Annotated in this window: 18 protein-coding genes; 11 read left to right on the top strand and 7 right to left on the bottom strand. The window is 70.7% G+C overall.

From position 1 onward, the window contains the following. Positions 1-14 precede the first annotated feature (14 nt). Positions 15-491 carry a MarR family winged helix-turn-helix transcriptional regulator gene (locus tag AMYBE_RS0125305; RefSeq protein WP_020662189.1) on the bottom strand — a complete coding sequence of 159 codons (477 nt, stop codon included), beginning with the start codon at positions 489-491 and terminating at the stop codon, positions 15-17. An 81-nt stretch (positions 492-572) separates the two neighbouring features. Between AMYBE_RS0125305 and AMYBE_RS0125300 the strand changes: the two genes are divergently transcribed. Then, positions 573-1,205, top strand: coding sequence for an FMN-dependent NADH-azoreductase (locus tag AMYBE_RS0125300; RefSeq protein ID WP_027927990.1), 633 nt, complete (start codon positions 573-575; stop codon positions 1,203-1,205). Positions 1,206-1,377: 172 nt separating this feature from the next. Here AMYBE_RS0125300 and AMYBE_RS0125295 read toward each other — a convergent pair whose 3' ends face one another. Beyond that, the gene (locus AMYBE_RS0125295; protein WP_020662187.1) at positions 1,378-1,911 is read right to left on the bottom strand and encodes a GNAT family N-acetyltransferase; all 534 of its coding nucleotides are present in this window, start codon (positions 1,909-1,911) and stop codon (positions 1,378-1,380) included. Between the two features lie 129 nt (positions 1,912-2,040). On the opposite strand from AMYBE_RS0125295, the gene AMYBE_RS0125290 reads away from it, so the two are divergent. Further along, complete coding sequence (locus tag AMYBE_RS0125290; RefSeq protein ID WP_020662186.1) at positions 2,041-2,403, top strand: ArsC/Spx/MgsR family protein; 363 nt, start codon at positions 2,041-2,043, stop codon at positions 2,401-2,403. 13 nt (positions 2,404-2,416) lie between these two features. On the opposite strand, the gene AMYBE_RS0125285 is transcribed toward AMYBE_RS0125290, so the two are convergent. Next, the gene (locus AMYBE_RS0125285; RefSeq protein ID WP_020662185.1) at positions 2,417-3,181 is read right to left on the bottom strand and encodes a sulfite exporter TauE/SafE family protein; all 765 of its coding nucleotides are present in this window, start codon (positions 3,179-3,181) and stop codon (positions 2,417-2,419) included. An 86-nt stretch (positions 3,182-3,267) separates the two neighbouring features. On the opposite strand from AMYBE_RS0125285, the gene AMYBE_RS0125280 reads away from it, so the two are divergent. The 6 genes from AMYBE_RS0125280 to AMYBE_RS0125255 all read left to right on the top strand — a co-directional run bounded on the left by AMYBE_RS0125280 (position 3,268) and on the right by AMYBE_RS0125255 (position 8,266). Then, positions 3,268-4,041: an AraC family transcriptional regulator gene (locus tag AMYBE_RS0125280; protein ID WP_020662184.1), complete on the top strand. Its 774-nt coding sequence runs from the start codon at positions 3,268-3,270 to the stop codon at positions 4,039-4,041. An 86-nt stretch (positions 4,042-4,127) separates the two neighbouring features. Further along, complete coding sequence (locus AMYBE_RS0125275; protein WP_020662183.1) at positions 4,128-4,817, top strand: alpha/beta fold hydrolase; 690 nt, start codon at positions 4,128-4,130, stop codon at positions 4,815-4,817. Between the two features lie 269 nt (positions 4,818-5,086). Beyond that, on the top strand, positions 5,087-5,956 hold the full coding sequence (locus AMYBE_RS45860; protein ID WP_084470144.1) for a hypothetical protein: 870 nt from the start codon (positions 5,087-5,089) through the stop codon (positions 5,954-5,956). A gap of 142 nt (positions 5,957-6,098) precedes the next feature. Beyond that, a complete protein-coding gene (locus AMYBE_RS0125265) occupies positions 6,099-6,515 on the top strand; it encodes a hypothetical protein (RefSeq protein WP_020662182.1) in 417 nt (138 codons plus the stop codon). 4 nt (positions 6,516-6,519) lie between these two features. Continuing rightward, positions 6,520-7,611 carry a sensor histidine kinase gene (locus AMYBE_RS46715; RefSeq protein ID WP_020662181.1) on the top strand — a complete coding sequence of 364 codons (1,092 nt, stop codon included), beginning with the start codon at positions 6,520-6,522 and terminating at the stop codon, positions 7,609-7,611. A gap of 46 nt (positions 7,612-7,657) precedes the next feature. Next, on the top strand, positions 7,658-8,266 hold the full coding sequence (locus AMYBE_RS0125255) for a response regulator transcription factor (protein ID WP_020662180.1): 609 nt from the start codon (positions 7,658-7,660) through the stop codon (positions 8,264-8,266). Between the two features lie 123 nt (positions 8,267-8,389). Here AMYBE_RS0125255 and AMYBE_RS0125250 read toward each other — a convergent pair whose 3' ends face one another. Next, complete coding sequence (locus tag AMYBE_RS0125250) at positions 8,390-8,767, bottom strand: DUF5997 family protein (protein WP_020662179.1); 378 nt, start codon at positions 8,765-8,767, stop codon at positions 8,390-8,392. A 44-nt stretch (positions 8,768-8,811) separates the two neighbouring features. Here AMYBE_RS0125250 and AMYBE_RS0125245 point away from each other — a divergent pair, with 44 nt between their 5' ends. Together AMYBE_RS0125245 and AMYBE_RS0125240 are read left to right on the top strand one after the other, a co-directional pair. After that, positions 8,812-9,555 (top strand): LysR substrate-binding domain-containing protein, encoded by a 744-nt coding sequence (locus AMYBE_RS0125245; RefSeq protein WP_020662178.1) that lies wholly within the window; start codon positions 8,812-8,814, stop codon positions 9,553-9,555. Positions 9,556-9,692: 137 nt separating this feature from the next. Next, a complete protein-coding gene (locus AMYBE_RS0125240; RefSeq protein WP_020662177.1) occupies positions 9,693-10,487 on the top strand; it encodes an SDR family NAD(P)-dependent oxidoreductase in 795 nt (264 codons plus the stop codon). Between the two features lie 242 nt (positions 10,488-10,729). Here the strand turns inward: AMYBE_RS0125240 and AMYBE_RS46710 are convergent, their stop codons facing one another. After that, on the bottom strand, positions 10,730-10,861 hold the full coding sequence (locus AMYBE_RS46710) for a hypothetical protein (RefSeq protein WP_020662176.1): 132 nt from the start codon (positions 10,859-10,861) through the stop codon (positions 10,730-10,732). After that, on the bottom strand, positions 10,858-11,091 hold the full coding sequence (locus AMYBE_RS0125230) for a hypothetical protein (protein WP_020662175.1): 234 nt from the start codon (positions 11,089-11,091) through the stop codon (positions 10,858-10,860). Before AMYBE_RS0125230 ends, AMYBE_RS46710 begins: the two co-directional genes overlap by 4 nt. Positions 11,092-11,290: 199 nt before the next feature. Between AMYBE_RS0125230 and AMYBE_RS0125225 the strand changes: the two genes are divergently transcribed. After that, complete coding sequence (locus AMYBE_RS0125225; protein WP_027927987.1) at positions 11,291-11,983, top strand: TetR/AcrR family transcriptional regulator; 693 nt, start codon at positions 11,291-11,293, stop codon at positions 11,981-11,983. 71 nt (positions 11,984-12,054) lie between these two features. On the opposite strand, the gene AMYBE_RS0125220 is transcribed toward AMYBE_RS0125225, so the two are convergent. After that, positions 12,055-12,885, bottom strand: a complete 831-nt coding sequence (locus AMYBE_RS0125220; protein WP_020662173.1) for an SAM-dependent methyltransferase — start codon at positions 12,883-12,885, stop codon at positions 12,055-12,057. Positions 12,886-12,943 lie beyond the last annotated feature (58 nt).

Here is a 12,943-nt window from a genome sequence, read left to right as displayed (position 1 = left end):
TGGGGCCTCTCCTCTCAGCAGCCGGGCGTCTCCTCCGCGCAGATGCCCGGGTCCACCATCCCGGAAGCAGCCTGGAAGAGCAGGCTGTAGAGCTGCTCGCGCTGCTCCTGGTCGAGCGCGGCGAAGACTTCGTCCTCGACGGCCGCCAGCGCGGCCTCCGCCCGGGCCAGCTCCTGCGTGCCGCGCTCGGTCAGTTCGACGACATGCCGCCGCCGGTCCTCCGGCGACCGCCGCCGCTCGATGAGCCCGCTTGCCTCGAGGTCGTTGAGCAGGCCGACCACGTTCGTGCCGTCCATCTCGAGGATCTGCGCGAGCGACTGCTGGGTGCTGGACCCGCGCGTGCGAAGGACGGTGAGCGCGATCAGATGCCGGGGTCGCAACCCGAACGGGGCCAGCACGGTTTCCGCCCGCATCCGGATGCGGCGCGCGAAGTGCTCGAGCAGCGCACCGGACCTGCGCGGGGTCTGGGCGACCAGCGGCACCTGAGCCATCGGTCCAGTCTACGAGACGCCCGCGGTTGTCGTGCTATAAATAGTTTGTCTTACACAAACTATCTACGGATGGTCATCGACATGGCGCACTTGTTGCAGCTCGACTCCAGCATCAGCGGCGACCGTTCGGTCAGCCGCGCACTGACCGCACGGGCCGCCGCGGCCTGGCGAGCGGCGAACCCGGGCGGCACGGTCGGCTACCGGGACCTCGGTGCCGACCCGGTCCCGCACCTGGACGCGACGGCCTGGACGGCCCGGCTCACACCGGAGGCAAACCGCACGCCCGAACTGGCGGCCGCGGCGCGGATCGGGGAGGAGCTGGTGAAGGAGGTGCTGGCGGCGGACGTCGTGCTGCTGGGACTGCCGCTGTACAACTACGGCGCGCCGAGCTCGGTGAAGGCGTGGGTGGACCGAATCATCGCCGGCGCCGGCGATGACCCGAAGGTGCTGGGCGGACGAGAGCTGGTGGTACTTGCCAGCCGGGGCGGCGGGTACCAGGAAGGCGCGCCGCGGCACGGATGGGACCACGCGGAGGGATGGCTGCCGCACGGCTTGTCGCTGACGGGATTGGCGCCGCGGTTCATCACCGCGGAGTTCACGCTGGCGGACGTCAATCCGGCGCTGGCGGAGTTTCGGGGGAGGGCGGCGGAGAGCTTGGCTGCCGCGGAGGCGGCGATCGACCGGCTGTGGGCTCCGGTGGGGGTTGGCCGCTGACCAGGCGGCGGAGGGGCGGCTGGCTTTCCCCGGGACGGGCGAGTGTGTCGTGAAGGGAACATTGCGGGACTCTGAGTCCCGCAATGTTCCCTTCACGGCAAAGAAGGCGACACCGCGCGGTTTCGGTTCGTGCCGCGGATACGCCGGTCGTCTCGCGTCGCGGGATGGCCGCTTAAAGCACGTCGCTCTGCCGGATCCGGTAGACCTGCAGCCGCAGCTCGTAGTACTTCGTCGTTTCCCCGACCCACTGCATCCCGATCCGCTGCGCGGTCGCGATCGCCCGCGAGTTGCTGGGCCGGGCCACCGCGAACAGCTCGTCGCAGTCGTCCTGCCGGAACGCCCACTCGGCCAGCGCCCGGGCGGCCTCGGTCGCGTACCCGTTGCCCCACTCGTCCGGGTGCAGCTGCCAGCTCAGCTCCAGATCTTCCTGGTAGGGCGGCAGCAGCCGGATCGCCAAGCCGCCGATCAGCTTCCCGTCCGACTTCCGCTCCACCGCCCAGCGGCCGCGCGGCGGGATGAGGTTCGGCTGGGCTTCCTGCCATGCCTGCAGCACCGAGCGCATCGCGGCTTCGTCGGCGACCCGGTCCATCGCCGGGGTGAGCCAGTGCGTGACGTCGGAAGACCCGTAGATCGCGTAGGCGGCTTCGGCGTCCTCTTCCGACCAGTCCCGGATCACGAGACGGTCGGTGGTCAGCGGCATGGTCATGCCTGAAACGGTACGCCCGATCGGGGCTTGCCGGGCAGGTGACGCAGACCGCATCGAAGGGGCTTGTCCGGCAACGACTCCGCACGATAGGGGCCTTTCCCGGACAAGCGGGGGACGTAGACTGCGCTGGTGGAAATCTGGGTGAACCCGCGTTGTTCCAAGTGCCGCTCAGCCGTCTCGCTGCTCGACGAGGCAGGCGCGGAGTACACCGTGCGCCGCTATCTGGAGGAACCTCCCACCGAGGCCGAGCTCGGCGCGGTGCTCGACCGGCTCGGGCTCGAACCCTGGGACATCACTCGCACCGGCGAGAAAATCGCTGGTGAACTCGGGTTGAAATCGTGGCCGCGCACACCGGCCGACCGTCCACGATGGATCGCCGCGCTGGCCGGGAATCCGGCGCTGATCCAGCGGCCGATCATCACCGCGGACGACGGCACCACAGTCGTCGCCCGGGACGAAGAGACGGTGCGATCGGTCCTCGGGCAGGACTGAGGCGCGAGCCGGCTCAGCTGACCGCCACCGCGATCAACGCGGCCGCCAGCAAGGCCACGTACGCGACCGCGTGCACCCGGTCCGGCAGCCGGTCGGCGACCTTGCGGGCGAGCGCGATGGCCGGCAGCGACCCGGCCAGCAGCGCCGCGGCGGCGACCGGGTCGAGGTAGCCCGTCGCGCCGCTGCCGGCGGTCGCGTAGACGGCGGTGGCCACGACCGCGACCGGGACGCTCAGCGGGTTCGCCATCGCGGTCGCGTCCGCCATCGGCAGTCCCTTGCGGCGCAACAGCGGCACCGTCAGCACGCTCCCGCCCACACCGAGAAAGCTCGCCACCGCGCCGATTCCGACGCCGCCCGCGGTCGTTGTGAGTTTGTTCAACGGACGCGGCTCTCCCGGCGGGTGGAGGAAACCGCCGCGTGCCAGGCTGTCCACAATGGTCACCGCCAGATAGACGACGAAGAGGACGCGCAGCAGCCCGTCACCGGCGAAGCTCGCCGCCGCCGAACCGGCGAGCGCGCCGACTGCGACGAACGCGGCGAGCGGCCAGAGATAGTCGCGCCGAAGCCGGCCCGCGCGTGCCTGCAGGACGGTCGCGCTCACGGCGTTCACGATCATCACCGCGGTGGAAGTCGCGACCGCGACGTGCATCGCGTCGCCTCGGCTGGTGACCGCCGCGACGACGGGCACAGTCACGAATCCGCCGCCGAAGCCGAACAGCACGGTCGTCACGCCGCTGAGGCAGCCGAAGAGCAGAAGAACAAGGATCGAGGTCAGCACTGGCCTCAAGGTAGGCCGGTACCGGTGCGGCGTGCATTCGAAGATTTGCCAGGTTCTTTCGAGGATCGGACACCTACCCTGGACGCATGCGCAACGTTCCGCTGGCCGAAGTCGACGCTCTTCCCCGCGCCGTGCTGGCGATCAGCACGGACTACCCGCCGGAGCACGTCCTGCCGGCCCATCGCCACCGGCGGGCGCAGTTCCTTTATGGCGCGACGGGTTCCATGCGCGTCGAAACCGCGGACGGCACTTGGACGGTCCCGACCCGGCGGGCGGTGCTGATCCCGCCGGAGACCGAGCACAGCGTCGTGATGTCGAACGTGACCACGCGCAGCCTGTACCTGGAGCCGTCGGCGGTGCCCTGGTTCCCGCGCCGATGCCGGGCGGTGGACGTCTCGCCGCTGCTGCGCGAACTGCTTCGCGCCGCCGTCGATGTCGCGCCGGAGTATCCGCGGCGAGGCCGCGATGCCACCCTGGTTTCTCTTTTGCTGCACGAGATTTCCCGTTGCGTGCCGCTGCCGCTCGAACTGCCTTGGCCGCGGCACGAAGGGCTGCGCGCCCAGTGCCAGTCCTTTTCGGACGCTCCGGACGTGCATGCTTCGCCAGCGCGCTGGGCTGCCGAATTGCACGTGAGCGAACGGACGCTGCATCGGCTGTTCAGTGCGGAAACCGGGTTGAGTTTCGCGCGCTGGCGAGAGCGGGCGTGCGTGTTGCACGCGCTCCCGCTGCTCGCCGCGGACCGTCCGGTCGCCGAGGTCGCCGCGACGCTCGGGTACGAGAGCCCCGCCGCGTTCGCCACGATGTTCGCCCGCCTGCTCGGCGTGCCGCCTCGTGTCTACCGCGGTTCTGCCGGCGAGTGAGCGGAGACACATTGGATACTATTTGATAGTGCACAACTTAGTTGTACGGTTGCTCGTGTTCGGTTCTTGACCACGAGGAGTTTCAAATGACTGCCACTGTCGTTCTGGTGCACGGCGCGTTCGCGGATTCGTCCAGCTGGAACGGGGAAATCGAGCGGCTGCAGTCGCACGGGCACCGGGTGATCGCGGTCGCGAACCCGCTGCGCGGAGTCGCCGAGGACGCGGCCTACGTGCGGTCGGTGCTGGACAGCGTCGAGGGCCCGGTAGTGCTGGTCGGTCATTCCTACGGCGGTTCGGTGATCTCGGCGGCCGCGGTCGGCCGTCCGCAGGTGCGAGCGCTGGTCTATGTCGCCGGCTTCATCCCGGACGAAGGCGAAAGCGCCGGAGAGCTCGCCGCGAAGTACCCGGGCGGGACGCTCGGCGAGACCCTCGAACAGGTCGCCGTGGCCGGCGGCGTCGACCTCTACGTCCGGCAGGAGCTGTTCCACCAGCAGTTCGCCGCCGACGTCCCTGAGTCCCAGGCCCGGCTGATGGCGGCCGGCCAGCGCCCGGTCGCCGCGGCGGCGCTGGACGCGGCGTCCCCGGCCCCGGCGTGGAAGGAACTCCCGGTCTACAGCCTGATCCCGACCGCGGACAAGAACATCCCGCCGGCCGCCCAGCGGTTCATGTCCGAACGCGCGGAAGCGGAGATCGTCGAGGTGCCGGGCGCCTCGCACGCGGTCCTGGTCTCGCAGCCGGAAGCGGTGACGGAACTGATCCTTCGCGCCGCTCGGTGACGGTCCGGCGGAGCCCGGCCGCTGTCGCTTCGCGGCTGGGCTTTGTGCCGCCCGGGAGCGCGGAGGCGGGCTTGGCGGGACTAGCGTGTCTCATGGCGGGGTGTCGGGGATCAGCCTTCGGATGTCCGTGAAGGGCCCCTTGAGGGACTTGGATTCCCTGAAGGGGCCTTTCACGGACGAGCCGCACCAAGTGAGACCCCGCTTAGCCGGGGGCGCGTGGTCGGGCTTTCACCGTTCGCGCGGACAGCCGGGGAGTTACCATCGCGGCCATGAGCACCTCAGGGGGTCCACAGCACCAGCCGGGCACGCCGCAGCAGACGGGTGCGGCTCCGCCGGGATGGCAGCATCCCGCTCCGGGCGGTTATCCGCAGCAAGCCGGCGCGGGGTACCCGCAGGCCGGTGCTGTACCGCCGGGCCAGCCGTATCCCGCGCAGCCGCGGCCGGGCCAAGTACCGCCGGGCCAGCCAGGCCAGCCGCCGCAATTCGGTCAGGTCCCGCCCGGTCAGCCCCCGCACCCCGGTCACGTCCCGCCCGGCCAACCCCCGTACCCCGGTCAGATCCCGCCCGGCCAGCCGCCCTACCCGGCACAGGGTTATCCCGCGCCCGGCTATCCGGCACAGTCCTACCCACAGCAGAATCCCGGGCCGCTGACCCTGCCCGGCCTCGGCGCCATTCCCGCCGCGCTCGGCTGCCTGCTGCAGATCGTCGCCCTGTTCGTTCCGTGGGTCACTGTCACGATCGCCGGGCAGTCGTCGTCGGCCAGTTTCCTCGACATCTTCCAGAACCTTCCCGCCGCGGCCGACGGGTTCTCCGCCTACTACGTCCGGTTCATCTCCTTCCTCGTCGTCGTGGTGAGCCTGCTGAGCAGCCTCCCGTGGACCCTCGGCGCGCTGCGCGGCAAACGGTCCGCCTGGTGGCTGAGCGGCATCCGCAGCCGGGAGCTGAACCAGGCCAATTTCTGGTGGTATCGCGCGGTTTTCGGCGGTCGCGCGGTGGTCATGCTGATCATCCACATCGCCGGAGTCGTCACCATGTTCTCGAAGGACTTCTCGCAGCTCGGCCTCGGCGGCTACCTGCTGCTCGCCGGCGGCCTGCTGATCGTCGCCGGCGCGGCGATCGGGCCGCGCGTCAACGCCTGACGCCGGGGATGACCGGGTTCTGACAAATGTCATCGCGCGCCGGTGCGCGGTGACACTACGGGCCGCTTGCCCGTCCGGCCACCATGGGACGGGTAAGCGGAACCGGAGCCGCCGGGCCGCGCAAGGTCCGGAAAGGACAGTCATGAATCCCCGTACCGCAACGGTTTCCGAGCAGCTTCGCGTCGATCCGGCGATCCGGGCGATGCGGGTGCTGACTGGTTCCTACCTGGCGCTGAGCGTGCTCACCCTCGGCGCGATCTTCCTTTTCCGCGACAACCCGTCGATGGTCACCGACGTCGTCTGGGTTCGTGCTACGATCGTGGCCGCCAGCGCACTGCTCACCTTCCTCTTTGCCGCGCGCGCGGCCCGCGGGTCGAAGAGAGCGCTGCTGAGGCTGCGGATCGTGTCCGCGGTGATGACGGTCGCGATCATCGTGATCGTGTCGATTCCCGGGTTCCTGCCCCTGTGGATCAGGCTCGAACAGGGCGTTTGCGGGCTGCTCCTGCTGGCGGTGGTCGTCTTGGCCAACGGACGGCACGTGCGCTCGCTGTTCGCCTAGTAGCGTGCCGAACGTGGACCGCGGCCCCGATTCCGACGCGCAACGCTGGGTGCTGGGCTGGCGCCGGCTGACGCTGGACGCCGGCCTCCTGGTGTACCCGCTGATCGTCCTCGCCCAGACCGCGGGCCAGCCGGCCGCGGTCGTGCTGTTGGTGGCGTTCTGCGGGTGTTACGCCGGCGCCGCGTATGCCGCGTTCCGGCTCCGGAGCCGGGAGTTCTGGGTGTTGCTCGGAGTGCTGACGCTGGTGTTCGGCGCGGTGCTCCCGATCGCGCACGCGAACGCGTTCTACCTGCTCACCGTGATTGTTTCGCTCGCCGTGCCGAGGTTGCCGCGGCGGGGGATGGCGATCGTGCCAGTCGCGGCCGGGGCGACGGTGCTGGTGCCGTGGGCGGTCTGGCGCGACGCGCCAGGCTGGGCGCAAGCGGCGGCGCTGGTGTTCACGGTGCTGGTGGTGGTCGCGTTCGCGCAGGCGTTGCGGGTGAACCGGGCGCTGGTGCAGGCGCGGGCCGAGGTGCAACGGCTGGCGGCGGACGCGGAACGGTCCCGGATTTCCCGGGACCTGCACGATTTGCTGGGCCATTCGCTCACCGCGATCACGGTGAAGAGCAATCTCGCCCGGCGGCTCGCGGCCAACGGGGACGAGCGAGCGGCCGACGAGATCGGCGAGGTCGAGCAGTTGTCGCGGCAGGCGCTGGCGGACGTGCGGGCGGCGGTGTCCGGCTACCGCGACGTGACCCTCGCCGGCGAACTCGCTCGCGGCCGGGAACTGTTGCGGGCGGCCGGGATCGTCGCAGATCTTCCGACCGCCGCGGACGGGCCGCACCAGGAGCTCTTCGGCTGGGTCGTCCGGGAAGGGCTGACGAACGTGGTCCGGCATTCGCGGGCGACGACCTGCACGGTCACGGTTTCGGCGGATTCGGTGGAGGTCTGCGACGACGGGGTGGGTGCCGCGGGCGGGCCGGGGAACGGGCTTTCCGGCTTGCGAGACCGGGTATCGGCGGCGGGCGGGCGGATGGAAGCGGGTCCGGCGCGGCCGCGAGGATGGCGATTGCGGGTCACTGTGGGGGAGCGCGCGGATGAGGTCGAGACGCGGTGACGGCGGGCGTGACCGGCCCGGTGAACCTAGGAACGGAGGCACCGCGATGACGATCCGGCTGCTGCTCGCCGACGACCAGGCGCTGGTCCGGCAGGCGCTGGGCACGCTGCTCGACCTGGAGGACGACTTCTCCGTGGTCGTCCAGGTGGGCCGGGGCGACGAGGTGGTGGACGCGGCCCGCGAACACCGTCCGGACGTCGCCCTGCTCGACATCGAGATGCCCGGGCTGGACGGCCTCGCCGCGGCGGCAGTGCTGGCCGAGCAGGTGCCGGACTGCCGGGTGGTCGTCCTGACCACGTTCGGCCGGGCCGGCTACCTCCGCCGCGCGATGGAGGCGGGCGCGGTCGGGTTCGTGGTGAAGGACGCGCCGGCGGAGACGCTGGCGGACGCGATCCGCCGGGTAGTGCGAGGCGAGCGGGTGGTGGATCCGGCGCTGGCGGTCGCGACGCTCGCCGCCGGGGAATCGCCGTTGACGGCGCGGGAACGGGACGTGCTGATCGCGGCCCGGGCCGGGGGGTCGGTGGCGGAGATCGCGGGGAACCTCTACCTGTCGGAGGGCACCGTCCGGAACTACCTGTCCGGGGCGATCGCGAAAACCGGGACCCGCAACCGGATGGAGGCGCTCCGGGTGGCGGACGACCGTGGCTGGCTCTGAGCGTCGGTCCGGCAACCCGCGCGGGATTCGACGTCCGTGAGGGGCCCCTTGCCGGAATCAGATTCCGGCAAGGGGCCCCTCACGGACTGCTGGAGCGCGCGGTGGTGAGTCCGGAGTGGACGGTCAGGAGTCCGTGGCTTCCGTTTTGACCCGGGCCGCTTCGCGGCGGACTTCCGCCTGAGTGTCGCGTTCGCGCCGGAGCCAGTCCGGGTTGTCCGTCTTCAGCGCCTCGATCTGCTCGGTCGTCAGCGCCTCGGTGACGCCGCCGCGGGCCAGGCCGCCGATCGACACGCCCAGCTTCGCCGCCACCACCGGGCGCGGGTGCGGGCCGTTGCGGCGCAGGTCGCGCAGCCACTCCGGCGGATCGGCCTGCAGGGCGTTCAGCTCGTCGCGAGACACGGCGCCCGCGCGGAACTCCTCCGGGGTCGCTTCGAGGTAGACGCCCAGCTTCTTCGCTGCCGTCGCCGGCTTCATGGTCTGGGGAGTCTTCTGCGCCGTCATGCCCACTAGCGTAACCGGCGGGGTCGCGCCGGTAGCCTGGCCAGGTGACCGCAGCCGAGCAGCCCCCGGCGTTCCGGCTCGCCTACGTCCCGGGTGCGACCCCCGCGAAGTGGGTCCGGATCTGGGGCGAACGCCATCCCGAAGTGCCGCTCGACCTGGTCGCGACCACCGTGGCGGAAGCCGCCGGGCTGGTCCGCGACGGAGGCGCGCACGCCGCGTTGCTGCGGTTGCCCGGCGACCGCGACGGGCTGCACGCGATCCCGCTCTACACCGAGACCAGCGTGGTCGTCGTCCCGAAGGACCACTTGATCGCGGCGGCCGACGAAGTGTCCATTGCGGACCTCGACGACGAGCTTGTCCTGCATCCGCTCGACGACCCGCTCGGCTGGGACCAGCTGCCGGGCCGACCCGCGCTGGAGCGCCCGGAGACCACCGGCGACGCCGTCGAGCTGGTCGCCGCCGGGGTCGGCGTGCTGGTCGTGCCCCAGTCGCTGGCCCGGCTGCATCATCGCCGCGACCTCACCTACCGGCCGGTTGCCGACGCGCCGCAGTCGCGCGTCGCGCTGTCCTGGCCGGAGGACCAGACCAGTGACCTGGTCGAGCAGCTCATCGGCATCGTCCGCGGCCGGACCGTCAACAGCACCCGCGGGCAGCAGGAAACGCAGGCGAAGACAGGCAAGGCCGCCGCACCGGCGAAGCGCGCGCCGCAGCAACAGCGGCGCGAGCCGGCCGGTCGCCGCGGCGGGCCGAAGCCGGGCGGGCGGGGCAAGCCGCGCCGGCGGCGCTGAGCCGGGCGGCTCGCGCGCGAGCGGCGGGAAGATCGGCGCCGACGCGGGTGTTGATCACGTCTAGGCCGAGCGGCGAGCGCGGCCGACGTCTGGGACACCCGCCGGTCACCGGCGGCGCTGACATAGGGAGAAAGACCGTGGATCTCGGCCTGAGCGGCAAATGCGCAGTAGTCACCGGAGCGAGCCGGGGCATCGGGCTCGCGGTCGCCGAGGTCCTGGCTGCCGAGGGCGCCGACCTCGCGCTCGTCGCCCGGGACGCCGAAGCGCTCGCGGCCGTGGCGGAGCGCCTCGGCAAGCACGGCACGAAGGTCGTCGCGGTGCCCACCGATACCACCGACGACACCGCGGTCGCCGCGATGGCCGAACGCGTCCGAGCCGAATTCGGCGCGGCGGACGTGCTGGTCAACTGTGCGGCCCCGGCGTCGACCGGTGTCCGAACTCCGCTCGCCGAACTGCGAGACGAAGACCTGCGCACCGAAATCGAAACCAAAGTCCTCGGCTACCTCCGCTGCGCCCGCGCGCTCGCGCCCGGGATGCGGGAGCGCGGCTGGGGCCGGATCGTGAACGTCAGCGGTCTGAACGCTCGGCTGGCCGGGTCCACGTTCGGCTCGATCCGCAACGTCGCGGTGGCCGCGATGACCAAGAACCTTGCCGACGAACTGGGCCCGCACGGCATCACCGTGACCGTCGTGCACCCCGGATACACGGTGACCGAGCAGACGCCGGAGAAGTTCGCCGCGATCGCCGCGAAGCGTGGGATTTCCGTGGCGGAACTGGAAAACGGGCTCGCCGCCGGGGTCAGCAACGGCCGGCTGGTCACCGCCGCCGAGGTGGCGGACGTCGTGGCGTTCCTTGCTTCCCCGCGCAGCGTCGCGATCAACGGCGACGCCATCGCGGCCGGTGGTGGCGTCCCCGGTTCGATCTATTACTGAGCCGAACGGCCGATTACTGAGTCGCACGGCCCGAGCCGGCGTTTCGCCGCGGCGGGAACCTGCTGCGCCATCGTGGCGACGCACCGGTCGCGCTGTCGTGGCGACGCGCCGGTCGCGCTGTCGTGCCGAAGCGGTCAGCCGGGCACGCTTTCCGGGACCACCGACCCGGGCGCGCTTTCCGGCCCCTGATCCGGTCTGCTGGCCGGGCCCCGCCCCGGTCTGCTCCAGGACCGGGAGCCGGTCTACTTGCCGGCCCCGGCCCGCTTCCCCTCGTCCGCCGGCCCGCCCGTCGTTTCGTCCTCCGGCCAGTCCAGACCGGCCTCCGCGACGACGCCGTCGAAGATCGGCGTCGCCGCTTTCTCCGCGGCGGTCATCGGGTGCTCACCACGTCGATGATCGCGTCGGCCGTGATCCACTGCGGGGCCTCGTCGTGCGTTCCGTCGACCTGGACCGGGACCCAGGTGACCTCGGTGCCTTCGTCCACGACCGGGGAGCCGGTGACCACCCCGCGCCGGCACAGCTGCCGCCTGCCGGTGCGCTGACCGACCAGGTACGTGACCCGGTGGCCGGTGGACAGTTCCGGCCGGTGCTGTTCGCCGTCCATGTGTTCCTCCCTGCACGCCACCCGTGTGGGCGACGCTCGCTTCACCGACGCGACTCGCTCCCCGCGTGCCGATGACGCGTTCCTGGACGGTGATACCCGTCACCCACGCGCAACCGGACACTGACCGTCATCCCTCTGCACTCACAGTAACAGGTACAGTGGCGTATCCGGTATTTGACCCGCCGATACACTCGCGTGGATGACCTCCTCAGGTACTCCGCCCGACGGGCGGGCCGCCCGGTGGGCAGGGCAGCGGGAACGCCGGCGGCGCGAGTTCGTGGAAGCCGGCATGCGCGCGATCGCCCGCTACGGGCCGGAGGCGTCCACCGAGCAGATCGCCGACGAAGCCGGCGTCGCGCGCACGCGCATCTACAAGCACTTCGCCGACACCGCGGACCTGCAGCGTGCCATCGCCTTGCGCGCGGCGGAAATGATCGGCGCGCAATTCACCCCGCTGTGGGGCTCTTCGCATACTGCGCGAGGCATGGTGCACGCGACGATCGGTGCGCACATCGAATGGCTCTCCGAACATCGGGAGCTCTACCAATACCTGATGCGGCAGTCGGTGACCGGCCCGCGCGACGTGGTCGCGGACGTCAAGACCGCCATCGCGCGGCAGCTCACCGCGCTGTTCGAGTACTACCTCGGCCTGTTCAGCGTGGACCAGAACATCGGCGAGACCATCGCGTACGGACTGGTCGGACTGGTCGAGTCGGCCACCGCGCGCTGGCTCGACGCGCCGCGCGGCATCGAGCGGGCGGATCTGCGCGACCTGCTGGCCCGCTGGGTCTGGTCGATCATCGACGACACTCTGCGCGCGAACGGCATCGCGCTCAACCCGGACGCCCCGTTGTCCGAGCTGGACTTCCGCCGGGTGGGCGAAACGCCGTGAAGGGAACATTGAGGGACTCAGAGTCCCTCAATGTTCCCTTCACGGACTGCGCGACAGCGCGAAAACGCGGGTCAGGGCTTGCGGCCAACGGCTCCCGCGATGCACTCCTGAACCTGGTTCAGCGCGTGGTAGCGCGGACCGTCCGGCCACCAGTCGTCGCAGAGCACCAGGCCCGGTTCGACCAGTTCGGTGTCGCCGAACATCTTGGCGATCTGGTCCCAGGTGCGGAACACCCCGCTGCCCATCGGGCTGTGCGTGAACTTGTCTTCCATCCGCCGGGCGATCTCGCTGTGCTCGGGCGTCTGCGGGTCGAGGAAGTGCGCGATCCCGACGAACGACCCGGACGGCAGCGCGTCGATGTAGGTCTGCATCAGCTGGTCGTAGTCGTCGCCGAGGTAGTGGTGCAGAGTGCCGTTCTGCAGCAGCGCGATCGGCTGGGTCCAGTCGAGGAACTCGCGGACGGTCTCGTTTTCCAGGATCTGCTCGGGCTTGAAGATGTCCGCGTCGACGAACTTCGTCTTGTCGTTCTCCTCCAGCAGCGCGCGGCCGTGCGCGAGGACCACCGGGTCGTTGTCGATGTAGAGCACCCGGGCCTCGGGCTGGATCCGCTGCACGACCTGGTGGGTGTTCTCCGCGGTGGGCAGGCCGGAACCGCAGTCCAGGTACTGGGTGATCCGGCCCTGGGTGGCGAGGAACCGGCAGGCCCGGATCAGGAAGTTGCGGTTGGACCAGGCGAGGTCATTGACCTCCGGGGCCACGGTGGCGACCTGGGCGAGCACCTGACGGTCGATCTCGTAGTTGTTGGTGCCGTTCAGTGCTGCGTCGTAAACCCGGGCGATGCTCGCACGCGTGATGTCGACCCCGACGGGGTGCGAGCTGGGCGATTCGACGGCCTCGGTCATTCTTGCGTCACCTCGGATGTGTCGGACGTCTCTTTGGTCTACTCACAGTAGCCCGCCC

Source organism: Amycolatopsis benzoatilytica AK 16/65 (assembly GCF_000383915.1).
Lineage (GTDB): Bacteria > Actinomycetota > Actinomycetes > Mycobacteriales > Pseudonocardiaceae > Amycolatopsis > Amycolatopsis benzoatilytica.
Note: the sequence above shows the minus strand (reverse complement) of the source record. Positions and strands in the feature narration are given on the sequence as shown.